Origin of the sequence: Erwinia sp. Eh17-17 (assembly GCF_039675725.1) — a bacterium.
Classification (GTDB): domain Bacteria; phylum Pseudomonadota; class Gammaproteobacteria; order Enterobacterales; family Enterobacteriaceae; genus Erwinia.
This window is the reverse complement of the sequence record NZ_JBDFQT010000009.1, coordinates 103083-127099: the sequence shown is the minus strand read 5'-3', so window position 1 is coordinate 127099 and position 24017 is coordinate 103083. Positions and strand designations below refer to the sequence as shown.

The 24017-nt window shown below is 56.8% G+C and carries 20 protein-coding genes; 12 read left to right on the top strand and 8 right to left on the bottom strand.

What is annotated here, in order from left to right:
• Nucleotides 1-9: 9 nt before the first annotated feature.
• On the bottom strand, nt 10-1224 hold the full coding sequence (locus ABEH87_RS19085; protein ID WP_154754177.1) for an argininosuccinate synthase: 1215 nt from the start codon (nt 1222-1224) through the stop codon (nt 10-12).
• Between the two features lie 25 nt (nt 1225-1249).
• Nucleotides 1250-2026, bottom strand: a complete 777-nt coding sequence (gene argB, locus ABEH87_RS19080; protein WP_346578653.1) for an acetylglutamate kinase — start codon at nt 2024-2026, stop codon at nt 1250-1252.
• A gap of 122 nt (nt 2027-2148) precedes the next feature.
• On the opposite strand from argB, the gene argE reads away from it, so the two are divergent.
• Together argE and ppc are read left to right on the top strand one after the other, a co-directional pair.
• A complete protein-coding gene (argE, locus tag ABEH87_RS19075) occupies nt 2149-3300 on the top strand; it encodes an acetylornithine deacetylase (protein ID WP_346578651.1) in 1152 nt (383 codons plus the stop codon).
• Between the two features lie 245 nt (nt 3301-3545).
• On the top strand, nt 3546-6197 hold the full coding sequence (ppc, locus tag ABEH87_RS19070; RefSeq protein WP_346578649.1) for a phosphoenolpyruvate carboxylase: 2652 nt from the start codon (nt 3546-3548) through the stop codon (nt 6195-6197).
• Between the two features lie 151 nt (nt 6198-6348).
• Here ppc and metF read toward each other — a convergent pair whose 3' ends face one another.
• The 3 genes from metF to metB all read right to left on the bottom strand — a co-directional run bounded on the left by metF (nt 6349) and on the right by metB (nt 11088).
• Nucleotides 6349-7248 (bottom strand): methylenetetrahydrofolate reductase, encoded by a 900-nt coding sequence (gene metF / locus ABEH87_RS19065; protein WP_346578647.1) that lies wholly within the window; start codon nt 7246-7248, stop codon nt 6349-6351.
• Between the two features lie 241 nt (nt 7249-7489).
• Complete coding sequence (locus ABEH87_RS19060) at nt 7490-9925, bottom strand: bifunctional aspartate kinase/homoserine dehydrogenase II (protein ID WP_346578646.1); 2436 nt, start codon at nt 9923-9925, stop codon at nt 7490-7492.
• Nucleotides 9926-9927: 2 nt separating this feature from the next.
• The gene (gene metB / locus ABEH87_RS19055) at nt 9928-11088 is read right to left on the bottom strand and encodes a cystathionine gamma-synthase (protein WP_346578644.1); all 1161 of its coding nucleotides are present in this window, start codon (nt 11086-11088) and stop codon (nt 9928-9930) included.
• 243 nt (nt 11089-11331) lie between these two features.
• Between metB and metJ the strand changes: the two genes are divergently transcribed.
• Nucleotides 11332-11649 (top strand): met regulon transcriptional regulator MetJ, encoded by a 318-nt coding sequence (gene metJ, locus ABEH87_RS19050; protein ID WP_346578642.1) that lies wholly within the window; start codon nt 11332-11334, stop codon nt 11647-11649.
• Here the strand turns inward: metJ and ABEH87_RS19045 are convergent.
• Nucleotides 11646-12521 carry a LysR family transcriptional regulator gene (locus ABEH87_RS19045; protein ID WP_346578640.1) on the bottom strand — a complete coding sequence of 292 codons (876 nt, stop codon included), beginning with the start codon at nt 12519-12521 and terminating at the stop codon, nt 11646-11648. The two genes, metJ and ABEH87_RS19045, sit on opposite strands and share 4 nt — an antisense overlap.
• A gap of 105 nt (nt 12522-12626) precedes the next feature.
• On the opposite strand from ABEH87_RS19045, the gene ABEH87_RS19040 reads away from it, so the two are divergent.
• Nucleotides 12627-13715, top strand: a complete 1089-nt coding sequence (locus tag ABEH87_RS19040; RefSeq protein WP_346578638.1) for a linear amide C-N hydrolase — start codon at nt 12627-12629, stop codon at nt 13713-13715.
• 59 nt (nt 13716-13774) lie between these two features.
• On the opposite strand, the gene rpmE is transcribed toward ABEH87_RS19040, so the two are convergent.
• Entirely contained in the window at nt 13775-13987 is a 213-nt protein-coding gene (rpmE, locus tag ABEH87_RS19035; RefSeq protein ID WP_133846351.1) for a 50S ribosomal protein L31, read from the bottom strand.
• A 217-nt stretch (nt 13988-14204) separates the two neighbouring features.
• On the opposite strand from rpmE, the gene priA reads away from it, so the two are divergent.
• From priA to rraA, 7 genes are all read left to right on the top strand, one after another.
• A complete protein-coding gene (priA, locus tag ABEH87_RS19030; protein ID WP_346578636.1) occupies nt 14205-16403 on the top strand; it encodes a primosomal protein N' in 2199 nt (732 codons plus the stop codon).
• Between the two features lie 207 nt (nt 16404-16610).
• A complete protein-coding gene (gene cytR / locus ABEH87_RS19025; RefSeq protein ID WP_346578634.1) occupies nt 16611-17648 on the top strand; it encodes a DNA-binding transcriptional regulator CytR in 1038 nt (345 codons plus the stop codon).
• Nucleotides 17649-17820: 172 nt separating this feature from the next.
• Nucleotides 17821-18756: a cell division protein FtsN gene (ftsN, locus tag ABEH87_RS19020; RefSeq protein WP_346578632.1), complete on the top strand. Its 936-nt coding sequence runs from the start codon at nt 17821-17823 to the stop codon at nt 18754-18756.
• Between the two features lie 90 nt (nt 18757-18846).
• Nucleotides 18847-19377: an ATP-dependent protease subunit HslV gene (gene hslV / locus ABEH87_RS19015; protein ID WP_048914281.1), complete on the top strand. Its 531-nt coding sequence runs from the start codon at nt 18847-18849 to the stop codon at nt 19375-19377.
• A 12-nt stretch (nt 19378-19389) separates the two neighbouring features.
• A complete protein-coding gene (hslU, locus tag ABEH87_RS19010; RefSeq protein WP_346578630.1) occupies nt 19390-20724 on the top strand; it encodes an HslU--HslV peptidase ATPase subunit in 1335 nt (444 codons plus the stop codon).
• 165 nt (nt 20725-20889) lie between these two features.
• Nucleotides 20890-21816 carry a 1,4-dihydroxy-2-naphthoate polyprenyltransferase gene (locus tag ABEH87_RS19005; RefSeq protein ID WP_346578628.1) on the top strand — a complete coding sequence of 309 codons (927 nt, stop codon included), beginning with the start codon at nt 20890-20892 and terminating at the stop codon, nt 21814-21816.
• Between the two features lie 107 nt (nt 21817-21923).
• Nucleotides 21924-22409: a ribonuclease E activity regulator RraA gene (rraA, locus tag ABEH87_RS19000; protein WP_346578626.1), complete on the top strand. Its 486-nt coding sequence runs from the start codon at nt 21924-21926 to the stop codon at nt 22407-22409.
• A 74-nt stretch (nt 22410-22483) separates the two neighbouring features.
• On the opposite strand, the gene zapB is transcribed toward rraA, so the two are convergent.
• Nucleotides 22484-22723 carry a cell division protein ZapB gene (zapB, locus tag ABEH87_RS18995; RefSeq protein WP_062746814.1) on the bottom strand — a complete coding sequence of 80 codons (240 nt, stop codon included), beginning with the start codon at nt 22721-22723 and terminating at the stop codon, nt 22484-22486.
• A gap of 446 nt (nt 22724-23169) precedes the next feature.
• Here zapB and ABEH87_RS18990 point away from each other — a divergent pair, with 446 nt between their 5' ends.
• Entirely contained in the window at nt 23170-24015 is an 846-nt protein-coding gene (locus ABEH87_RS18990; RefSeq protein ID WP_346578624.1) for an MIP/aquaporin family protein, read from the top strand.
• Nucleotides 24016-24017: the final 2 nt, after the last annotated feature.

Below are 24017 nucleotides of genomic sequence, written 5' to 3'. Positions count from 1 at the left end.
CCGAAAGTCTTATTTTTTCTCGTTCAGCGCGCGAATGCGTGAAGAGAGCGAGAACAGACGGATAAAGCCGCCCGCGTGACGGTGGTCGTAAACCTCGTCTTCACCGAAGGTAGCAAACTCTTCAGAGTACAGGCTGTTAGCCGATTTCTTCTGAATCGCCGTCACCTGGCCTTTGTATAGCTGCAACACCACTTCACCGTTCACTTCTTCTGCCAGCGCAGCGGCGGATGCCTGAATGGATTTACGCAGCGGTGCGAACCAGCGGCCGTCGTAAACCACATAGGACATTTCCAGGCCCAGCTGCTCACGCCATTTGAAGCTGTCACGGTCCAGAACCAGCTGCTCAACCGCACGCAGCGCATTCACCATGATGGTGCCGCCAGGGGTTTCGTAACAGCCACGGGACTTGATGCCGACCAGACGGTTTTCCACAATATCGATACGACCGACGCCGTGACGGGCGCCGATAGCATTCAGTTTGTCCAGGCAGCCGAACGGGCTTAACGCTTCGCCATTGACGGCAACCACGCGGCCTTTCTCAACGGAGACAGTCACCTGCTCAGGCTGGTCCGGCGCTTCCAGCGGATCGACGGTCCACACCCAGCAATCTTTGTTCGGGGCATTCCACGGGCTTTCCAGCACGCCGCCTTCGGTAGAGATGTGCCACGCGTTTTCGTCGCGGCTGTAGATTTTTTCCAGCGACGCGGTGGTCGGGATATTACGCTCTTTCAGATAATCCAGCAGGGCTTCACGGGAACGCAGGTTCCACTCGCGCCACGGGGCCACCACTTTCAGCTGCGGAGCCAGCGCGGTGTAGGTGGTTTCGAAACGCACCTGGTCGTTACCCTTGCCGGTTGCGCCGTGGCACAGAGCATCAGCGCCCACTTTCAGCGCCAGTTCAACCTGGGCTTTCGCAATGATCGGACGCGCCATAGACGTTCCCAGCAGGTAGGTGCCTTCGTAAAGGGCACCGGTCTGCAGCACCGGATAAACGTACTCGCTGATGAACTCTTCACGCAGGTCCACCACGTGGCATTCTGACGCACCGGACTGCAACGCTTTCTGCTCAACGCCTTCCAGATCGCCACGCTCCTGGCCGATATCCGCCACAAATGCCACCACTTCACAGCCGCCGTAGTTCTCTTTCAGCCATGGAATGATGGCCGAAGTATCCAGACCGCCGGAGTAAGCCAGTACGATTTTTTTGATGCTTTTGTCTTGCATGATAATCCCTTGAAAACGTTTCTGATTAAGCGAGGATACGGGTGCCGATGGACACCCCGTTAAATAAGGTCGGCAGCTGTTCAGCATGGCGCCAGCTGGCGATATCCACCGGGCGACCCAGCGTGCGGGCGGCTTCCAGTGCGGCATTCACTTTAACAATCATGCCGTCGGTGATCACCCCGTCGGCGATCAGCTGCTCGGCTTTCTCGGCCGTCATCTCTTCGATACGCTGTTTGTTGGCATCGAGAATTCCGCTGACGTCAGAGAGCAGGATCAGATCCGCACCCAGCGTGGCGGCCAGTGCCGTCGCGGCCTGGTCGGCGTTGACGTTCATCAGCAGGCCATCGGCTGTAATGCCAATCGAACTGACTACGGGCAGATAGCCCGCGCCCAGCAGCGTATTAATCAGGCGTGGAGAACCCGGTGTTGCCAGCCCCACGTGGCCCAGTTCATCATCAAACTGCGCCACCTCAACACTGCCGCCGTCGCCCAGGCACAGGCCAACGGCGTCAATGCCATGTTTTTTCGACCAGGCCAGCAGCGTTTTGTTCGCTGTACCCGCTAACGCGCCGGTGATAATGTCGATCTGATCGGCGGGCGTGACGCGTAATCCGTTTTTCTTCTTCACCGGGAGCGACAGCTTGCTCATCAGTTCATCGACCAGGCAACCGCCACCGTGAACGATCAGCAGCGGGCGCTGATGCGTGGTACGGTAGCTGACCAGCGCAGTAAACAGACGCTCCAGCGCCTCTTCACTGTCCAGCAGCACACCGCCTAACTTGATAATTAACGGATTGGTCATTAACTCAACTCGCTCTCTGTGATAGATAGAATTTTCGGTTTCCATCTGGTCGCTGATATTGTATTTTTATTCACTATTAGTGCATGAATATTGATACTATCCTAACCCAAGGACTGTCAACAGTGAAGACAAAATTACCGCCTTTTATTGAGATTTACCGCCAGTTGATTGCAACGCCATCAATCAGTGCCACCGACAGCGCACTCGATCAGAGTAATCAGACTTTAATCAATTTGCTCGCCGGCTGGTTCCGCGACCTGGGCTTCAGCGTAGAAGTTCAGCCGGTGCCCGGCACACGTAACAAATTCAACATGCTGGCGAAGAGCGGCGCGGGTGCCGGTGGCCTGCTGCTGGCCGGTCATACCGATACCGTTCCCTTCGATGATGGCCGCTGGACGCGCGACCCTTTCACGCTGACCGAACACGACAACAAGCTCTACGGTCTGGGAACCGCCGATATGAAGGGCTTCTTCGCCTTCATTTTAGACACCCTGCGTGATATTGACGTGTCAGCCCTGAAAAAGCCGCTCTATATTCTGGCGACCGCCGATGAAGAGACCACCATGGCCGGCGCGAAATTCTTCTCGGAATCGACATCGCTGCGCCCGGACTGCGCGATTATCGGTGAACCCACCTCACTGAAGCCGGTGCGCGCCCATAAAGGCCACCTTTCCAACGTTATCCGCGTTCAGGGCCAGTCCGGCCACTCCAGCGATCCGGGGCGCGGCGTCAACGCCATCGAGCTGATGCACGAGTCAATCACCCAGCTGATGGAGCTGCGTAACACGCTCAAAGCGCGCTACCACCACGACGGTTTTGCCATTCCCTACCCGACCATGAACTTCGGGCATATCAGCGGTGGCGATGCAGCCAACCGCATCTGCGCCTGCTGTGAACTGCATATGGATATCCGCCCGCTGCCGGGCCTGACGCTGAGCGACCTTGACGAGCTGCTGAATGATGCGCTGGCCCCGGTCAGTGCACGCTGGCCGGGTCGGCTGACCGTCGGGGAGCTGCATCCGCCTATTCCCGGCTACGAGTGCCCGCGCGAACATCAGCTGGTGCAGGTTGTGGAAAAACTACTGGGTACGGAAACGGAAGTGGTGAACTACTGCACCGAGGCCCCTTTCATCCAGCAAATCTGCCCGACGCTGGTTTTAGGACCGGGGTCGATCGACCAGGCGCATCAGCCGGATGAATTTATCGATACCGCGTTTATTAAACCGACCCGCGAATTGATCGCCCAGGTGGTGCATCATTTTTGCCATCACTAAATGAAAAACCGAACAAACGGCTGTGAAAACAGCCGTTTGTCCCTGATTTCAATTATTCTTGATGATAAGAATAACTTATCTCACTCAACTGTAATTAAATTTCATAAATTCCCGCTAGTTAGCGGCACGTTACGGCCAATTTAAGTCAATTGACGAATGGTTCTTTACGTGGCTAGATAAAAGGCTGCGTTATGCCCATCAGGGTGAAATAGAGTGACAAATACAAGAAGGGTGTCAGGGATCATATGAACGAACAATATTCCGCAATGCGAAGTAATGTCAGTATGCTCGGCAAACTGCTCGGGGATACTATTAAGGATGCACTGGGAGAGAACATCCTTGACCGGGTAGAAACCATCCGTAAGCTCTCTAAGTCATCACGTGCGGGAAATGATGCCCACCGTCAGGAACTGCTCACCACGCTGCAAAACCTGTCCAATGACGAACTGTTGCCGGTTGCCCGCGCTTTCAGCCAGTTCCTCAATCTGACCAACGTGGCCGAGCAGTACCACACCATTTCACCCAAAGGTGAAGGTGCCAACCACCCGGAGCTGCTGGCAAAGACCTTTGACCGCCTGAAGCAGCAGCCAGACCTGACCGAAGCCGACGTTCGCGAAGCCATTGAATCCCTGTCGCTCGAACTTGTCCTCACCGCGCATCCAACTGAAATCACCCGCCGGACGCTGATCCACAAGCTGGTGGAAGTGAACAGCTGCCTGCAGCAGCTGGATCACAACGATCTGTCCGACTATGACCATGGAAAAATCATGCGCCGCCTGCGTCAGCTGGTGGCTCAGGCGTGGCATACCGATGAAATTCGCAAATACCGCCCGACACCGGTTGATGAAGCCAAGTGGGGTTTTGCTGTGGTGGAAAACAGCCTGTGGGAAGGCGTACCACAGTTCCTGCGCGAGCTGAATGAGCAGGTAGAAGCGGCCTTCGGTTACACCCTGCCGGTTGACTTTGTGCCGGTGAAATTTACCTCCTGGATGGGCGGTGACCGCGACGGCAACCCGAACGTCACCGCCGATATCACCCGCCATGTACTGCAGCTCAGCCGCTGGAAAGCCACCGATCTGTTCCTGCGTGATATTGCCGTACTGGTTTCCGAGCTGTCGATGTCGGAATGCACGCCGGAAGTACGTGAGCTGTGCGGCAATCCGGAAGCGCTGGAGCCTTACCGCGAAATCATGAAAAATCTTCGCGGTCAGCTGATGAGCACTCAGGCTTATCTGGAGCGTCGCCTGAAGGGTGAACGTCTGCCGCGCCCGGCCAACCTGCTGATCTCTAACGACCAGCTGTGGGAACCGCTTTACACCTGCTATCAGTCCCTGCAGGCCTGCGGCATGGGTATCATTGCCAACGGTCAGCTGCTCGACACTCTGCGCCGCGTGAAGTGTTTTGGCGTACCGCTGGTGCGTATCGATATCCGTCAGGAGAGCACCCGCCACACCGAAGCGATCGCTGAAATTACGCGTTATCTCGGCCTCGGTGATTACGAAAGCTGGTCAGAAGCTGACAAACTGGCGTTTCTGATCCGTGAGCTGAGCTCCAAACGCCCGCTGATGCCACGTCAGTGGGAGCCAAGTGCCGACACCAAAGAAGTGCTGGATACCTGCCGTGTGGCCGCCGACGCGCCGCAGGGTTCGATTGCTGCCTATGTGATCTCAATGGCAAAAACGCCGTCAGACGTTCTGGCCGTTCACCTGCTGCTGAAAGAAGCGGGGATCCCCTATGCCATGCCGGTAGCGCCGCTGTTTGAAACGCTCGACGACCTGAATAACGCCAACGATGTCATGAGCCAGCTGCTGAATATCGACTGGTATCGCGGCCTGATTCAGGGCAAGCAGATGGTCATGATTGGCTATTCCGACTCCGCGAAAGATGCGGGCGTTATGGCGGCAAGCTGGGCGCAGTACCAGGCCCAGGACGCGCTGATCAAAACCTGCGAGAAAGCCGGTATCGTTCTGACGCTGTTCCACGGACGCGGAGGCTCCATTGGTCGCGGCGGCGCGCCAGCTCATGCCGCACTGCTGTCGCAGCCTCCGGGCAGCCTGAAAGGCGGCCTGCGCGTAACCGAACAGGGCGAGATGATCCGCTTCAAGTACGGTCTGCCGGAAGTCACCATCAGCAGCCTGTCGCTGTATACCGGAGCGATCCTCGAAGCCAACCTGCTGCCACCGCCTGAGCCGAAGCCTGAGTGGAACAGCATCATGGACCAGCTTTCTGAGGTGTCCTGCAACATGTACCGTGGCTATGTGCGTGAACACGCGGACTTCGTGCCGTACTTCCGTTCAGCCACCCCGGAGCTGGAGCTGGCTAAGCTGCCGCTGGGTTCGCGCCCGGCAAAACGTCGCCCGACCGGTGGCGTTGAGTCGCTGCGCGCCATTCCGTGGATCTTCGCATGGACCCAGAACCGCCTGATGCTGCCCGCCTGGCTGGGTGCCGGTGCAGGGTTACAGAAAGCGATGGAAGATGGACACCAGGAAACGCTGGAAACCATGTGTCGCGACTGGCCGTTCTTCTCGACCCGTCTGGGCATGCTGGAAATGGTGTTCTCGAAGGCTGACCTGTGGCTGGCGGAATACTACGATCAGCGCCTGGTCGACAAATCGCTGTGGTCGCTGGGCAAACAGCTGCGTGACCAGCTGGACTCCGATATTAAAGCCGTGCTGACCATCGCCAACGACTCTCATCTGATGGCCGACCAGCCGTGGATTGCCGAGTCGATTGCCCTGCGCAACGTCTACACTGACCCGCTGAACGTCCTGCAGGCCGAACTGTTACACCGTTCACGTCAGCAGGAAGCCGCCGGTGATGAACCGGATGCCCGCGTTGAGCAGGCGCTGATGGTGACCATCGCCGGCGTAGCCGCGGGGATGCGTAACACCGGTTAACCCGGCGTAGGGGCCGATCGGAAAAAATGATCGTCATCATGGCCGGTGGATACCATCAAAACGGGCCGATCGGAAAAAATGATCGGCCCCTACGATCCGCCCTTCAAAACAAAAAAGGACGCTTACGCGTCCTTTTTTTCTGCTGACCTTATCAGGCGACGGCCACACCCGGACGCACGCCCAGCGTATGGCAGATGGCATAACTCAACTCGGCGCGGTTCAGCGTGTAAAAATGAAAATCTTTCACCCCTTCACGGCTGAGAATTTTCACCATGTCCATCGCCACGTTGGCACCGACCATTTTGCGGGTTTCCGGATCGTTATCCAGCCCTTCAAACATGCTGGTCATCCAGCCCGGTACGCGCACGTTAGTCATAGCGGCAAAACGCTGCAGCTGCTTGAAATTCGATACCGGCAGAATGCCCGGTACAATTTCAACGTCAATACCGGTTGATACGCAGCGGTCACGAAAGCGCAGATAACTTTCCACATCGAAGAAGAACTGAGTGATAGCGCGGTTCGCGCCCGCATCAATTTTACGCTTAAGGTTGATCAGGTCCGCCTGCGCGCTTTTTGCTTCCGGATGCACTTCCGGATAGGCCGCAACGGAGATATCAAAATCGCCGACCTCTTTCAGCAGCGCCACCAGATCCGCACCGTACATTTCCGGCTTACCACTGCCCGGCGGCAGGTCACCGCGCAGCGCCACGATATGACGGATGCCGTTGTTCCAGTAGTCCTGGGCAATGTTACGCAGCTCATCGCGGGTAGCATCGACACAGGTCAGGTGCGGAGCCGCTTCCAGACCGGTGCGGTCCTTAATACCTTTGATGATGCTGTGGGTACGGTCACGCTCACCGGAGTTAGCCCCGTAGGTCACCGAAACAAATTTCGGTTTCAGGCTGCTGAGGCGGTCGATCGAGCTCCACAGGGTATCTTCCATTTCACTGGTGCGCGGCGGAAAGAACTCAAATGAGACATTAATCTGCCCGCTGATTTCGGCAAGACTCTGGTTCAATGCTTCGCGCTGATTTGCATGGAAAAAACTCATACCCGTTTACCTCATCGATCGCTGCTTAAAATGGCTTACCGCCTTGAACGTCTATCCGTTTAGACGTCCAGACATTCAAAATGACGCAAATCGGTTATTCAGTCAACAGATAAATGATGGGCTGACGTGACAAATGCTCAAGAAAGATGAATAAAATTCATGCAGGAAAAAAACGACAGGGGCGACCCGTGTGAGAGACGGGTTCGGAGGGCGGACCGGGCAAAAGGGTCCGCCCCTCCAGTTACAGCAGCTGTGCGAGGCGGTTAAGGTCGGACTGTATCGCCCCGGCCGTCACATCACGCCCGGCACCCGGCCCGCGGATCACCAGCGGGTTATCGCGATACCAGCGGCTCTCGATGGCGAATACGTTGTCGCACGGCAGCAGCGCGGCCAGAGGGTGATCGTCGCGCACCGCTTCCACGCCGACGCGTGCTTTACCACTGGCATCGAAGCGCGCCACGTAACGCAGCACCAGACCCAGCTCCTGAGCCGCCTCAAAACGCTGAACCATCTGGTCATTCAGCTCGTCAGCATTCTCAAAGAAGTCATCGACCGATCCGGACTGATAGCTGGCCGGGACCAGTGACTCAACGCGCACCTGGCCTGGTTCAATATCGTAGCCCGCTTCGCGTGCGAGGATCACCAGCTTGCGCATCACATCCTGACCGCAGAGATCGACACGCGGATCGGGCTCGGTCAGCCCCTGCTGCCAGGCCTGATCCACCAGCTCGGTAAACGGCACCGTACCGTCGAACTGCAGGAACAGCCACGACAGCGTGCCGGAGAAGATACCGCTGATCGACAGAATGCTGTCTCCGCTTTCACGCAGGTCACGCACCGTATGGTTGACCGGCAGTCCGGCCCCGACGGTGGCATTATACAGCCAGTGACGCCCGGTTTTAGCGAAGGCATCGCGGATCTGGCGGTAGCTGTCGCTGCTGGCCGCGCCCGCCACTTTATTTGCACCAATAACATGGAAACCGTAGCTGGCGAAATCCAGATACTGCGCCGCCAGCGTTTCACTGGCGGTCACATCCAGCACCACCAAATCGTCAAACGGATGGGCGCGCATCCACAGGAACAGCGACTCCTGGTCCTGCTCCACGGCTTCATCTTCAAAGAAGGCCAGCGCACGGCTGGCATCCAGCCCGTCATAGCTGAGCAGGCTGCGGCGGCTGTCCACGACTCCGGCGAGAATAAACTCGAACCCGGTGCGCGCCGAAAGGGTTTCCTGTTCACGCGCAAACAGCTCCAGCCAGCGGGAACCGATATTGCCTTTACCAAACAGCACGAGGCCGACCTGCTTTTCCGCCCGGAACAGCGTCTGGTGCAGACCGCGGATCAGATGCTCCGTGGGCCCGACGCGCAGCACCGCCACCAGGCTGATGCCCTCCTGCGACTGGCAGATAAACTCCACCGGCTGGTCTTTCATCTGCTGCCAGAAACGGTGGCTGTGTAGCGGATTGCGGCAAACGCCTGCACCCACCATCGCGACCATCGCCATGCCCTCACGCAGCTGTAAACGGCCCGGTAGCGCCGCATCCTGCAGCAGGATCAGCGCACTGTTTACCACTTCCGAGGTGTAACAGAGCTGGAGCAGATTACGATCCGGATGCACACCGGTAGCCAGTGGACGAACCTGAGCGCGCGTCAGCAGCTGGTCGATCTCTTTATGCAGCGTGGCAAAATCGTGCTGCGCGGGCACCTGGAACTCAATCAGGCAGACATCATCGTGGCTGGTGACAATCCGCGCCCCGGTGCCGGAAGCCAGCACGCGTTCAATACGGGTTGAGCCCTGCTCCGGCTGATAGCTGCAACGCAGCTGCAAATCAATATCGCTGCCGGACACCGGCTGTAGCGTGCGCGAGTGCAGCACCGGTGCCGCCAGGCGCGCCAGTTCACTGGCTTCATCCAGACGCAGCAGCGGCAGCAGACAGGCATCTTTCACCTTGCGCGGATCCGCACTGTAGACCCCGGCAACGTCACTCCAGATGGTCACGCGCGTCACCCCGGCCAGCGCACCAATCTGCGTCGCCGAGTAGTCACTGCCGTTACGCCCTAACAGTACCGTTTCACCCGCATCATTAGCGCAGATAAAGCCGGTCACCACCAGGCGCTGTGCCGGACGCTGCGCCATCAGCTGCTGCAACAGCGGCAGGGACTTCGCTTCATCCACCTGCGGCTGCGCGGCGCGCTCGGCACGTAAAAAATCACGCGCATCCAGGAAGCTGGCATGGATATCACGCTGGTTCAGTACGGCCGACATCAGCCGCGCTGACCAGATCTCACCGTGCCCGACCACCTGCGCGTACACCGCATCCGTGATGGGGTTATCCAGCAGAGCCGCCAGTTTCTCAAGATCATGAATAAATTCAGCAATCAGCGGGCTGGCCACGTCCGGGGGTAACAAACTGCTAATCAGCTCAGTCTGATAGCGACGCAGCGTCTGCTGCACCTGGTGCGCAGACAGGCGATCGCTCTGACTCAGCTTCAGCCAGCTAATCAGCTGGTTAGTGGTGCTGCCCGCGGCCGAAACCACCATCAGATCGCCAGGATGGCTGTACTCCGCCATAATTCCGGCCACGCGCTGATAGCATCTGGCATCAGCCAGACTGCTGCCGCCAAATTTATGCAACTGCCGCGAACTCTCTGCCCCTGCCACTGCTGAATAACTCATGCTTACCTCTTGGCCGCAACCTGGAATGCATTATCCAGATCGGCGATTAAATCTTCGTGATCTTCAATTCCCACCGAAATACGCAGCAGCGTTTCCGAAATTCCCGCCGCCGCACGAGCCTCAGCAGACATGCCCGCATGTGTCATGGTCGCCGTGTGGGAAATCAGGCTTTCAACGCCGCCCAGCGATTCCGCCAGGGTAAATAATTCCAGCGCTTTCAGGAAACGACGCAGCGTCGCCTCGTCACCATCCAGCTCAAAACTTAGCATGGCGCCAAAGCCTTTTTGCTGACGTACCGCAAACTGGTGACCGGCATTTTCTGGCAACGAAGGATGATACAACTTTTTCACCAGCGGTTGTTGTTTCAGATAATCGACAATCGCCAGCGCATTGCGCTGTGCCGCCGCCATACGCGGGGCCAGTGTGCGCATTCCACGCAGCAGCAGGTAGCTGTCAAAGGCACCGCCGGTGACGCCGATATTGTTCGCCCACCAGGCGAGATCGGTCACATTCTGCGGGTCTTTAGCCACCACGGCACCGGCCACCACGTCAGAGTGGCCGTTCAGGTATTTGGTGCAGGAGTGGATCACCAGATCGGCCCCCAGCGCCAGCGGGTTCTGCAGGGCCGGGCTGAGGAAGGTGTTGTCCACCACGCTGACCGCCCCGGCCTGTGCTGCCGCCTGGCAGATCGCCGCAATATCCACGACGCGCAGCAGCGGGTTACTTGGGCTTTCAATCAGCACCAGCTTCGGTTTTTCCGCCAGCGCGGCCTGCAAGGCCGCGTCATCACCCTGGTCAACAAACTTCACGCGATAGGCACCGCGTTTGCTCAGGCTGTCGAACAGACGGTAGCTGCCGCCGTAACAGTCGTGCGGGGCCACCAGCAGGTCACCCGGCTTCAGGAATACCGTACACACCAGATGAATGGCCGACATCCCGGTGCTGGTCATTACCGCACCGGCGCCCCCCTCCAGCTCGGCCAGCGCACGCTGCACCACGTCACGCGTCGGATTGCCACGGCGTGAATAGTCATGAGCGCGTGGCTCATTGAAGTCGGTAAAGTTATAAGTGCTGGAAAGGTGGATCGGGGGGACAACGCAGCCATATTGCTCGTCATCATTCAAACCGCTGCGTACTGCGATGGTTGCCTGTTTACGTGTCATGGTGCATAAGTTCCTGCGGGAGAAGAAGAGAAGACAGATAGAGTAAAACGGGGAGATATAGACGTCAATACATCTGGACATCTAAATGTCTTTGCGTATAGATTGAGCAATGCAATAATAACCGTTAGAATTATGTCGCAATACCCCAGAGAAAGTTGTGCCTTCCCGGTGTGATGGGCACAAACTTCGGGCATAATTAGCCGGATTTCGGCATTTCTAATTTTACTATGATTAAGGTAGCCCATGGCTGAGTGGAACGGCGAATATATCAGCCCTTACGCTGAACACGGTAAGAAGAGCGAGCAGGTTAAAAAAATTACGGTATCCATCCCGTTAAAAGTGCTTAAAATTTTGACCGATGAGCGCACCCGCCGTCAGGTTAATAACTTGCGTCATGCCACCAACAGCGAGCTGCTGTGCGAAGCATTTCTGCATGCGTTTACCGGACAGCCCCTGCCGGACGACGTCGACCTGCGTAAAGAGCGCAGTGACGAAATCCCCGAAGAAGCGAAAGCGATCATGCGGGAAATGGGCGTCGATCCTGAGACCTGGGAATACTAAGCTGTAAATAATTCGGTTATCCGGTCGAGCACCTGATTGAGTATCGGGTGCCCGGCCTGACCGGGTTGCCAGATAGCCACGATCGTCTGCACCATCCCGCTGTCCCCCATCTCCGTCACTATCCGCTCTATCGCGCTATTCTCTTTTGCTACGGCATGAACCGGCAGCAAGGCCCAGCCCTGCCCGCTCGCCAGCAAGGGTTCCAGCAACGCCCGGTCATTCACAAACTGTACGCGGTCGGCAATCTGAATACGACGCGCCAGAGAGGCCTCCAGACCATTATTGGCGATCAGCTGGTTGCAGGACGCCAGCGTCAGCAGGCTGACGGGACGCAGACTGAATAATGCCGGGCTGGCATAGACCGCCAGCTCAACGCTGCCCATCGCCCGCCATTTGAAACGTTCGCTGACCGACTTGTTGACCGGCTGATACAGCCCGAGATCGACCTCTCCCTTTTCCAGCGCCTGTTCCGCCTGCGTACGGTCCTGATAGCGCAGGTTAAGCTGAATACCCTGCTGGTAAAGCTCACTCGCCAGCCGGGCCAGCAGGTGGCAGGGCGTAAAAATATCGTAGCTCAGCGTCAGCGACTGCGGCGCAATGGCTTGCTGCCGGAGCGCAATGTGGTTAAACGCCTGCGCTTCATGCAGAAACAGCCGCGCCTGGCGATAAAGCAGATTACCGCGCTGCGTCAGAGCGAACGGCCGGCAGTGGCGCTCAAACAGCGTATAGCCGAGATCCAGCTCCAGATAATCCAGTAGCTCACTGACGGTAGTGCGGTCCTTACCCATTTTTTTGGCGGCGCGCGTAATGCTGCCGCACTCGACGATGCTGGCAAAAGCCTCTATCTGCACCAGTGAAAAAGATATCGTCATGCGCTTCCCTGCATAAATAAGGGGGGAACTTCCCCCAATCAATGACTCTTTCATCCTGAATCCACAGGCTAAGTTAGCCCTCCGTGACCCATAAGGAGAAAGACGATGAAAACCCAATTATCCACCCTGAGCGCCGTGGCCATCGGTGCCGCACTCGGTATCACTGCAATGGGCAGCGCCAGCGCGTGCACCCGCGCCTTTCTGAATACCTATCCGGGCTATATGGTCAGCGCCCGCAACCTTGATTTCTTCGGTCCGGTGGATCCGTCGTTAGTCATCACCCCGCAGGGGATTGAACATACCGGTAGCGAAGGTGCCCAGGCGAAACGCTGGAAGACCCGCTACGGCAGTGTAGTGATTTATGCCGACGGCGTTTTCCCGATGGATGGCATCAACGAAAAGGGCCTGGCAGGACACACGCAGTACTATACCAACGGCAGACAGGTGCAGCAGGACAACAAAGATAAGCCGGAATTAGACAGCCGCGCCTGGCTCAGCTACCTGTTAGACAACTATGCCACCGTCGACGAAGCGCTTCAGGGACTGAAAGACGTGCGCCTGGCAGCGAAAAAAATGCCGATTGATTATGCCTCGGATACCAAACATATCGCGCTGGAAGATAAAAGCGGTGACTCTGCAATTATCGAAATTGACCATGGCAAAGTGAATATCTACCACAACCGCGATTACCGGGTGATGACTAACCCGCCGTCTTACGATCGGCAGCTGAAAAATCTGGCGAAGTTTAATCCTGCTGATGCCGAACATATTCCCGGCACCCAGAGTGCCGAAGACCGCTTTGTGCGCACCAGCATCGGCCTGAAGAATATTCCGCAGCCGGACAGTAAAGCGCAGGCGCAGGGCTTTGTGCTGTCAGTCATTAATAACGCTGCCTTCCCGATTAACTACCCGGATGCCAGCGATCCGATGGTGAAAGCGGTGACTGAATCCTATGAAAAATACTCAAAATATCCGCTGGAGAATAAGGGCATCGCGACCTACTGGACGACGCTGGCCGATCTCAGCAACAGTGAGTATCACTTCAAATCGGTGTCTGCGCCTTCCGACGTGATGGTCAGTCTGAAAGAGATTAACTTCGCGGCCGGGCAACCGGTGAAACGCATCGACCATCTGCAAAACTATGCGGAGAAAGGCTGGCAGGGTGACGTGCTGAAATACGCCAGCGCCTCCTGAATCGCAGACATAAAAAAACCCAGCCGAAGCTGGGTTTTTTCTTACATCTTACAGGGTGCTTATTTAGCGCCTGGGATGCTGAAACGCTTGTTGAAGCGATCCACACGACCACCGCTTGCAACGTCACGCTGCTTACCGGTGTAGAACGGGTGGCAGTTACCACACACGTCCAGGTTCAGGTCGTGACCCACGGTAGAGCGGGTTTTGATTTCATTACCGCAAGAACATTTAGCAGTAACTTCAGCGTAATTAGGGTGAATACCTTTTTTCATGGGAAAACCTCAGTTAAGGCCGTGTCGCTCTCCCGCGCCAGGATCGCTCCTGCACCGGCACCACACGAAGATTAATAGTTAAGTTTGTGCTGATATAAAAATCCCATACCAACGGCGGCGGACTATACAGAAATTAACCACTCACCGCAATCGGATCCGCACATTGAGCACGACACAGTGTACACTAACTGGCTCAATTTTTCACCCGGATGAATCCATGCCCGTTGTTCAGGTCGCGCTACCCGTTCCGCTTGCCCGCAACTTTGACTATCTGTTGCCTGACTCTCTCAGCCACGCAGTGGTCGGCGGCCGCGTCACCGTGCCGTTTGGCAAGCGCAAAGCAACTGGCGTGGTGGTGGCCATTGTCGGGCAGAGCGACTTCCCGCCCGACCAGATGAAAAGCGTGCTGGAGGTGCTGGACAGCGAATCTCTGTACCCCGCCTCCCTGTGGCGCATCCTGCTGTGGGCCGCCGAGTATTATCACTATCCGCTGGGCGAAGTATTGTTTCACGCCATGCCGGTGCTGCTGCGCCAGGGAAAAGCGGCTGAAGAAGCCCCCATCTGGCAGTGGCTGATGACCGAAGAGGGTAAAGCCACGGCGCCGGAAAGCCTGAAACGCGCTCCGAAGCAGCAGCAGGCGCTGGCTGCACTGCGTCACGGTGGGCTGTACCGCCATGAGGTCAGCCAGCACGATATCACCGAAGCCACGCTTCAGGCGTTACGTGCCAAAGGTCTGTGCGAGCTGCGTGCACAGCCCCGAGCCCGTGAGGACTGGCGTGAAAGTTTCGCGGTAAAGGGCGAACGTCTGCGGCTGAACACGGAGCAGGCGACGGCGGTGGGTGCGATCCGCAGCGCGGACGACCACTTTTCTGCCTGGCTGCTGGCGGGGATCACCGGCTCGGGGAAAACTGAAGTTTACCTGAGTATGCTGGAAAACATTCTGGCAAATGGCCGTCAGGCGCTGGTACTGGTGCCGGAGATCGGCCTGACGCCGCAGACCATCGCCCGTTTTCGCGAACGCTTCAGCGCGCCGGTTGACGTGCTGCATTCGGGCTTAAACGACAGCGAACGCCTGGCCGTCTGGCTGCGCGCCCGCAGCGGTGAGACGGCGATTGTCATTGGCACCCGCTCCTCGCTGTTTACACCGTTTACCCGTCTGGGCGCGATCATCATTGATGAAGAACACGACAGCTCCTATAAACAGCAGGAAGGCTGGCGCTACCACGCGCGCGATCTGGCGGTGTTTCGCGCCCGTCAGGAGGATATCCCGATCGTCATGGGATCGGCCACCCCGGCGCTGGAGACACTGCACAACGTACAGTCGGGTAAGTACCATCAGCTTAACCTCAGCAAACGCGCCGGTAACGCCACCAAAGCCACGCAGCTGCTGGTGGATTTGAAAGGCGTTAAGCTACAGGGCGGCCTGTCACCGATGCTGATCAAGAAAATCGGTCAGCATCTTAAAGCCGATAACCAGGTACTGCTGTTTCTTAACCGCCGCGGTTTCTCCCCGACCCTGCTGTGCCACGAGTGCGGCTGGATTGCCGAATGCCAGCGCTGTGACCGCTACTACACGCTGCATCAGAACCAGCGCCAGCTGCGCTGCCACCACTGTGACAGTCAGCGTCCCGTACCGCATCAGTGCCCGCAGTGTGGTTCCACCCACCTGGTGCCGGTCGGGCTGGGCACCGAGCAGCTGGAACATAATCTGGGCGCGCTGTTCCCCGACGTCCCGCTGACGCGTATCGACCGTGATACCACCAGCCGTAAAGGCGCACTGGAACAGCAGCTGGCGGAAGTTCACCGCGGCGGAGCGCGTATTCTGGTCGGCACCCAGATGCTGGCAAAAGGTCATCACTTCCCGGATGTCACTTTGGTGTCGCTACTGGATGTGGACGGCGCGCTGTTTTCTGCCGACTTCCGCTCCGCAGAGCGTTTTGCCCAGCTCTACGTGCAGGTCGCGGGCCGCGCCGGGCGCGCCGGGAAGCAGGGGGAAGTGCTGTTGCAGACTCACCACCCGGAACATCCGCTGCTGCAAACGCTGCTGCATCAGGGCTACGATGCTTTCGCCCATCAGGCGCTGAGCGAGCGGAATAGCGTCTTCCTGCCGCCTTTCACCAGCCACGCTCTGTTTCGGGCAGAGGACCATGATAACCAGCAGGCCAGCCTGTTCCTGCAACAGCTGCGTAATCTGCTTGAAGCCAGCCCGCTTAACAGTGAATCCTTCTGGGTGATGGGTCCGGTACCCGCACTACAGGCTAAACGCAGCGGACGATACCGCTGGCAACTCCTGCTTCAACACCCTTCACGTGCTGTTCTGCAGCGCCTGATTAAATCCAGCCTGCCGCTGATTGCGACCCTGCCACAGGCACGTAAAGTGAAATGGACTCTGGACATCGACCCGACAGAAAGTTGAGGACGTAATCGTTTGCATAGCAAAGATGCGTATTCGATCGAAAAAAGTCGCACAAGTCACAATTTTTATGCAAATTAAGTAACAGCCCCCCCTCTTATCTGTTAAGAATGCGGGGTTATCAGCAGCGAGAGCGATAACCTGAGTCTGTGGATTAAAAATTGTCATGAGTTGTTCAGGCCAGCTCAGGCTGGCGTGAGGAGAAAAGGGTTGGAGCACAATCAAGAGACAACAGTGGCGACCATGAAGGATGTGGCTGAAAAAGCAGGCGTATCGACGGCAACGGTCTCACGCGCCCTGACAAATCCGGAAAAGGTCTCCGCAGCAACACGCTACAAGGTTGAGCAGGCGGTGATCGCCGTCGGTTACTCTCCTCATTCAATGACGCGCAGCGCCCGACGCAGCGAATCACGAACGGTGCTGGTGATCGTACCGGACATCTGTGACCCGTTTTTCAGCGAAATTATTCGCGGTATCGAAGTGGTCGCCGCCGCTGAAGGCTATCTGGTGCTGATTGGTGACTGCGCACACCAGAATCAGCAGGAAAAATCTTTCCTCAATCTGATGCTGACCCGTCAGATCGACGGCATGCTGCTGCTGGGATCCAGCGTACCGTTCGAGACCGGCCTGGAGGAACAGCGTAATCTGCCGCCGATGGTGATGGCGAACGAGTTCGCTCCGGAACTGGAGCTGCCGACGGTGCATATCGATAACCTGACGGCCGCTTTCGAAGCCGTCAACCACCTGCAGAAGCTCGGCCACCGTCGTATTGCCTGCATTTCAGGCCCGGAAGAGATGCCGCTGTGCCAGTACCGCCTGCAGGGCTATATTCAGGCCCTGCGCCGACACGGCATGACGGTAGACCCGACCTATATCGTACGCGGTGATTTCACCTTTGACGCCGGATCGCAGGCGATGAAGCACCTGATGACGCTGCCCAGGCCACCTGATGCCCTGTTCTGCCACAGCGATATTATCGCGCTGGGTGCCATGTCGCAGGCGAAGAATATGGGTCTGCGTATTCCGAGAGACCTGTCGATTATTGGCTTTGATGATATTGAACTGTCGCGCTACAGCGACCCGCAGTTAACCACCGTAGCCCAGCCGCGTTTCAACATAGGTCGCGAAGCAATGCTACTCTTGCTGGAGCAGTTACAGGGCAGGATGGTCAGCAACGGTTCACGCCTGCTGGACTTCGAGTTAAAAATTCGTGGCAGCACCGCGCCTTCGCTGCGCGACGAGGACTGACGGGCCGATAACGGCATAACGAACAGCCGGATTAAAGAAAATCAGCGGATTCTTAGTAAGATCGCCGCTGGTCAAACTTCCGACCCTTCAGTAACATGACGGGCACTCACCGGGCACCGATCGTCGCCTCCATAGCCCGGACTTACCTTCATCGATTATTAGCGGAACGATAGTGGCACAAAAAGATTATGTAGGCCGCGGGCGTTCGACAGGGACGCGTCGCAAAAATACCAACAGTCGCAGCAAAAAGCGCAGCAGTGGGTCGGGTGTATCAAAAATCATGATAGTGCTGGCAGTTGCCGTTCTGGTCACCTTTGTGGGTGGCCTGTGGTTTATTGCGCACCATAAAAAAGAAGAGACCCCGGCGATCCCGGACCATAAGGCCACCGGCAATGGCCTGCCGCCGAAGCCTGAAGAGCGCTGGCGCTACATTAAAGAGCTGGAAAATCGCCAGCTTGGTGTCCCCTCGCCTACCGAACCCACGTCAGGCGGTGAAGCCCATTCACAAACGCAGTTAACCGATGAGCAGCGCCAGTTGCTGGATCAGATGCAGGCCGATATGCGCCAGCAGCCGACCCAGCTCAACGAAGTGCCGTGGAATGAACAGACGCCAGCCCAGCGCCAGCAGACGATTCAACGTCAGCAGCAGCAGAGCCAGCTTCAGCAACAGTCGCGTATGCCGCAGCAGCAGCAGACTCAGCCACCGTCGCGTACGCAGCAACAGCAGCAAACTCAGCCACAGCGCACTCAGCCTCCGGCTCAGACGCAACATGCTGCACCGATCACGCCTGTCACCCGTGAGCCGGTCCGCCAGACGAAACCGGAAACAGCCGCCCAGCCGAAAGTAGAAAGTAAGCCGAAAGAAGCTGAAAAACAGAGCAGCCAGCGTTGGATGGTGCAGTGCGGATCGTTCAAAGGCACCGACCAGGCCGAGTCGATTCGCGCCCAGTTAGCGTTTGAAGGTTTTGAAAGCCGTATTACTACCGGCGGTGGCTGGAATCGTGTAGTTATCGGCCCCTATAACAGCCGCAGCGGAGCTGACAGCACGCTGAAACGCCTGCGTGGTTCCGGCCACTCAAATTGTATTCCTCTCTCTGTGGGGGGTTGAAACCCTCCAATCCCGCCCCATATCTGATTGCATCAGTGCCCCGTATACCTTGTACGGGGACATCTTCCGACTGCAACAAGGGGTCTGCCCGTGACAACAATAGTAAGTGTACGACGCAACGGCCAGGTAGTAATTGGCGGTGATGGCCAGGCTACCCTCGGCAATACCGTGATGAAAGGCAACGTCAAAAAAGTGCGTCGTCTCTACAATGACAAAGTCATTGCCGGTTTTGCCGGTGGTACCGCAGATGCCTTCACCCTGTTTGAACTTTTTGAACGCAAGCTGGAAATGCATCAGGGCCACCTGGTGAAAGCCGCCGTTGAGCTGGCGAAAGACTGGCGTACCGACCGTATGCTGCGTAAGCTCGAAGCTCTGCTGGCCGTGGCAGATGAAAATGCCTCACTGATCATTACCGGCAACGGTGACGTCATCCAGCCAGAAAACGACCTCATTGCCATCGGTTCGGGCGGTCCTTACGCTCAGGCAGCAGCCCGTGCGCTGCTGGAAAACACCGATATCGGCGCGCAGGATATTGTGGAAAAAGCGCTCGGTATTGCAGGCGATATCTGCATCTATACCAACCACAATCTCACCATCGAATCACTACCGTCTAAAGCGTAAGGATCCTAATTTATGTCTGCTATGACTCCGCGCGAGATTGTCAGCGAACTGAACAGATTTATCATCGGTCAGGATGGTGCAAAGCGCGCCGTGGCCATCGCCCTGCGTAACCGCTGGCGCCGTATGCAGCTTGATGAAGAGCTGCGTCACGAAGTGACCCCAAAAAACATTCTGATGATCGGACCGACCGGTGTCGGTAAAACGGAAATTGCCCGCCGTCTGGCAAAACTGGCCAACGCGCCGTTTATCAAAGTGGAAGCCACCAAGTTCACCGAAGTGGGCTATGTCGGGAAAGAGGTGGATTCAATCATCCGCGATCTGACCGACTCTGCGCTGAAAATGGTACGTTCACAGGCGATTGAGAAAAACCGTTACCGTGCCGAAGAGATGGCAGAAGAACGTATTCTCGACGTGCTGATCCCACCGGCTAAAAACAACTGGGGTCAGAACGAAACCACAGCGGAGCCGTCTGCGGCACGTCAGTCGTTCCGCAAGAAGCTGCGCGAAGGCGATCTGGATGACAAAGAGATCGAAATCGATCTGGCGGCCGTATCGGCCAATGGCGTCGAAATCATGGCCCCTCCGGGTATGGAAGAGATGACCAGCCAGCTGCAGTCAATGTTCCAGAATCTCGGCGGGCAGAAGCAGAAACCGCGCAAGCTGAAAATCAAAGAAGCGATGAAGCTGCTGATTGAAGAAGAAGCGGCCAAACTGGTCAATCCTGAAGAGCTGAAGCAGGACGCTATCGATGCGGTTGAACAGCACGGCATCGTGTTTATCGACGAGATCGATAAAGTCTGTAAGCGCGGTGAGTCCTCCGGCCCGGACGTCTCACGCGAAGGTGTTCAGCGTGACCTGCTGCCGCTGGTCGAGGGCTGTACCGTCTCCACCAAGCACGGCATGGTGAAAACGGATCACATCCTGTTTATCGCCTCCGGTGCGTTCCAGGTGGCCAGCCCGTCTGACCTGATCCCTGAGTTGCAGGGTCGCCTGCCGATCCGCGTTGAACTGCAGGCGCTGACCACGCACGACTTCGAGCGCATTCTGACCGAGCCAAGTGCGTCTATCACCGTACAGTACAAAGCGCTGATGAACACCGAAGGCGTGGAAATTAACTTTACTGAAGACGGCATCAGCAAAATCGCTGCGGCAGCGTGGCAGGTTAATGAAACCGCAGAGAATATCGGCGCGCGTCGTCTGCACACCGTGCTGGAGCGTCTGATGGAAGAGATCTCCTATGACGCCAGCGACCTGAGCGGGCAGTCGTTCACCATTGATGCGGAGTACGTGAGTAAACATCTGGATGAACTGGTTGCTGACGAAGATCTCAGCCGCTTTATCCTGTAAAACGCTATTCGCGATAAGAAGGAGGCTGCGGCCTCCTTTTTTTATGCGTGAGCACTATCCTTGACCGGGATTAACATCCACCGCGGAAAAGCGCCTTACCATGGCGCTGATACCGTGTGGCACTTGCCACACTCCACCTGAAGCGGACCGGAGGCGTTACCTGTCATGGAAAATAGCCAACTGGCTTCTCCCCTCTCAATGCCCCAGGCCTGGCTGGAAAGTTTGCGCCTGCGCACGCTGCCGCTGGCCTGTGCTTCGATTATTACCGGCAGTGCACTGGCGTGGCATCAGGGTCATTTTGACCCCGCTATCGCCCTGCTGGCGCTGCTGACCACGATCCTGCTGCAAATCCTCTCTAATCTGGCCAACGACTATGGCGATGCGCTGAAAGGAAGTGATACCCCGCAGCGGATTGGCCCGCTGCGCGGAATGCAAAAAGGCGCGATAACAAAAGAACAGATGCGCATTGCCTTGATACTCACCGTCGTCGTCACCACCGGCTGTGGCCTGCTGCTGATCCTGCGGGCCTGCCGGTCCCCTGCTGATATCCTGGGGTTTATCGCGATGGGTACGCTGGCAATGGTGGCGGCGATTGCCTACACCGTGGGGAAAAAGCCCTATGGTTATCTTGGCCTCGGAGATCTGTCAGTGATGATTTTCTTTGGCTGGCTGGGCGTCATCGGCAGCAATTACCTGCAAACGCACCAGATCGCTCTGTTACTGCTGCTTCCTGCCAGCGGTTGCGGGCTGCTGGCAACGGCGGTGCTGAACGTCAACAATCTGCGCGACATCGACAGCGATCGGCAGAATGGCAAATTTACGCTCGCCGTCCGCCTGGGCGCGCACGGTGCCCGCTGCTATCACGCGCTGCTGTTGAGTGCTGCACTGGCCTGTTTCGCGCTGTACAGCGGCGCGGCGGGCCTGCCTTTAACAGGCTGGCTGTTCCTGCTGGCTGCGCCGCTGCTGTGGCAACAGGGCCGCTTCATTCTGCGGGAAAACAGTGCGCTGGCGATGCGCCCGATGCTGGAGAAAACGGTCAAAACGGCGCTGTTAATCAACGTCCTGTTTGCCGCAGGATTGCTCTTAAGCTAGTTGCGATATACCTGACCCATCGCAACTTTTAACAATTGATGATTTTGCCAACAGCGGCCTTTAAGCGATATACTTCAGGCCTCAGTTGCCAACAGACGAAACCTCCTATGAAATACGATACGTCAGAACTGTGCGACATTTACCATGAAGATGTGAATGTCGTTGAACCGCTTTTCTCAAACTTTGGTGGGCGTGCCTCGTTTGGCGGGCAGATCACCACGGTAAAATGTTTTGAGGATAACGGGCTGCTGTATGATTTGCTGGAGGAGAACGGCCGTGGCCGCGTTCTGCTGGTTGATGGCGGCGGGTCGGTGCGCCGTGCGCTGGTTGATGCTGCACTGGCTGGGCTGGCGCTGCAAAACGAGTGGGAAGGCATCGTGGTGTATGGCTCCGTGCGCCAGGTCGACGACCTTGAAGAGCTGGATATTGGTATCCAGGCGATTGCCGCGATCCCTGCCGGTGCCGCTGGCGAAGGGATTGGCGAAAGCGACGTGCGGGTGAATTTCGGCGGGGTGACGTTCTTCTCTGGAGACCACCTGTATGCCGATAACACCGGTATCATCCTGTCTGAAGACCCACTCGACATCGAATAAATACGAACATAAAAAAGGGTGCCCCAGGGCACCCGTCTTCTGCTTGCTTCCTGCTTTTTACGCCAGGCGCAGCATTACACCTCTTCCATTTTTCCCAGCAAAGCCCGCAGACGTTCCTGCCAGACATGCTGTTCTTCCTTTAACTGCTGATTTTCACGCACCAGCGCATCGCTGCTGCCTGCTGCCTGCTGAACCTGCTGGTTCAGATGACCGTTTTGTTCTTTAAGCTCTTCGATTTCCATCTGCAACAGCGTGATGGTATCAATCGCCTGCTGCACTTTCGCTTCCAGTTTCTCGAATACTTCAAATGACATGTCTATAACCTCTCCTAATCGCAGGGCGTTGATGATGCTAGCCGCAGGGGTGAGGAATGAACCGGCATTCCGCGGATAACAACGATGCTCCGATTGTAAGTAGAGCGGAAGCTCAAGTCCAGCAGCGAACCCAACCGGGCCGCAGTCTGTAACAATTTTCAGTCTAGACCTGGTTTCAGTAACATCTTACTCACCCGCTTGTAAGACCGTGGTTAAATAATTGCGCATTTCACACGCGATGAAACGCGCATATCGCCGTTTCCGGAAAGCAAAAAGACGCGAAAACGCTCATTTTTATGACGGAGAACACAAATTTCAAGTTCGCTATTTCTCGTTTATGCTCGTTAACGATAAATTCACATCAGTCCTACATTAGATTGGGCTGGTTCATGGAAGAAGCAAAACTAAGATCGTTGACACTTAACCTCGCCTTCAGGAATTTCATCATGAGTCATGCTACAAGCACACTAAAAGGGCAGTGCATCGCTGAGTTTCTCGGCACCGCCACGATTATCTTTTTTGGCGCTGGCTGTGTTGCCGCCATGAAAGTCGCTGGCGCCAGCTTCGGCCTGTGGGAAATCAGTATCGTCTGGGGCCTGGCCGTTGCGATGGCGGTCTACCTCACCGCAGGTATTTCAGGTGCTCACCTTAACCCTGCCGTCAGCGTCGCTCTGTGGCTGTTCGCCAATTTCGAAGGCCGCAAAGTACTGCCTTATACTCTCGCGCAGGTTGCCGGTGCATTCTGCTCAGCGGCACTGGTTTACGGCCTTTATCACAACCTGTTCCTCGATTACGAACAGACGCACAACATGGTGCGCGGCAGCGTTGAAAGCCTCGACCTGGCGGGCGTCTTCTCCACCTACCCTAACCCGCACATCGGCGTAGGACAGGCGTTCCTGGTAGAAATGGTGATTACCGCTATCATGATGGCCCTGATTATGGCGCTGACCGACGATGGTAACGGCCTGCCGCGTGGCCCGATGGCACCGCTGCTGATTGGTTTCCTGATCGCCATTATCGGTGCAGCGATGGGTCCACTGACCGGCTTCGCCCTCAACCCGGCGCGTGATTTCGGACCCAAACTGTTCGCATGGGTGGCTGGCTGGGGTAATGTTGCCTTCACTGGTGCTCGCGATATTCCTTACTTCCTTGTTCCGATTTTTGGCCCGCTGGTCGGTGCAAGCCTCGGTGCCTTTGGCTACCGCATCCTGATTGCCAACAACCTTCCGGGTAAGGTTGTGGAAAAACAGGAAAAATCAGCACCACGCGGCACCACACAGCGTAAAGCGTAATC

Excerpts from the sequence above, each read along its gene's own strand:
- ABEH87_RS19005 (WP_346578628.1), top strand. The coding sequence starts at position 20,890 with ATGGAAAATAGCCAACTGGCTTCTCCCCTCTCAATGCCCCAGGCCTGG.
- metB (WP_346578644.1), bottom strand. The coding sequence starts at position 11,088 with ATGACACGTAAACAGGCAACCATCGCAGTACGCAGCGGTTTGAATGAT.
- argB (WP_346578653.1), bottom strand. The coding sequence starts at position 2,026 with ATGACCAATCCGTTAATTATCAAGTTAGGCGGTGTGCTGCTGGACAGT.
- ABEH87_RS19060 (WP_346578646.1), bottom strand. The coding sequence starts at position 9,925 with ATGAGTTATTCAGCAGTGGCAGGGGCAGAGAGTTCGCGGCAGTTGCAT.
- priA (WP_346578636.1), top strand. The coding sequence starts at position 14,205 with ATGCCCGTTGTTCAGGTCGCGCTACCCGTTCCGCTTGCCCGCAACTTT.
- ABEH87_RS19040 (WP_346578638.1), top strand. The coding sequence starts at position 12,627 with ATGAAAACCCAATTATCCACCCTGAGCGCCGTGGCCATCGGTGCCGCA.
- zapB (WP_062746814.1), bottom strand. The coding sequence starts at position 22,723 with ATGTCATTTGAAGTATTCGAGAAACTGGAAGCGAAAGTGCAGCAGGCG.
- rpmE (WP_133846351.1), bottom strand. The coding sequence starts at position 13,987 with ATGAAAAAAGGTATTCACCCTAATTACGCTGAAGTTACTGCTAAATGT.
- ABEH87_RS19045 (WP_346578640.1), bottom strand. The coding sequence starts at position 12,521 with ATGACGATATCTTTTTCACTGGTGCAGATAGAGGCTTTTGCCAGCATC.
- ABEH87_RS18990 (WP_346578624.1), top strand. The coding sequence starts at position 23,170 with ATGAGTCATGCTACAAGCACACTAAAAGGGCAGTGCATCGCTGAGTTT.
- ppc (WP_346578649.1), top strand. The coding sequence starts at position 3,546 with ATGAACGAACAATATTCCGCAATGCGAAGTAATGTCAGTATGCTCGGC.
- metF (WP_346578647.1), bottom strand. The coding sequence starts at position 7,248 with ATGAGTTTTTTCCATGCAAATCAGCGCGAAGCATTGAACCAGAGTCTT.
- hslU (WP_346578630.1), top strand. The coding sequence starts at position 19,390 with ATGTCTGCTATGACTCCGCGCGAGATTGTCAGCGAACTGAACAGATTT.
- ABEH87_RS19085 (WP_154754177.1), bottom strand. The coding sequence starts at position 1,224 with ATGCAAGACAAAAGCATCAAAAAAATCGTACTGGCTTACTCCGGCGGT.
- metJ (WP_346578642.1), top strand. The coding sequence starts at position 11,332 with ATGGCTGAGTGGAACGGCGAATATATCAGCCCTTACGCTGAACACGGT.
- rraA (WP_346578626.1), top strand. The coding sequence starts at position 21,924 with ATGAAATACGATACGTCAGAACTGTGCGACATTTACCATGAAGATGTG.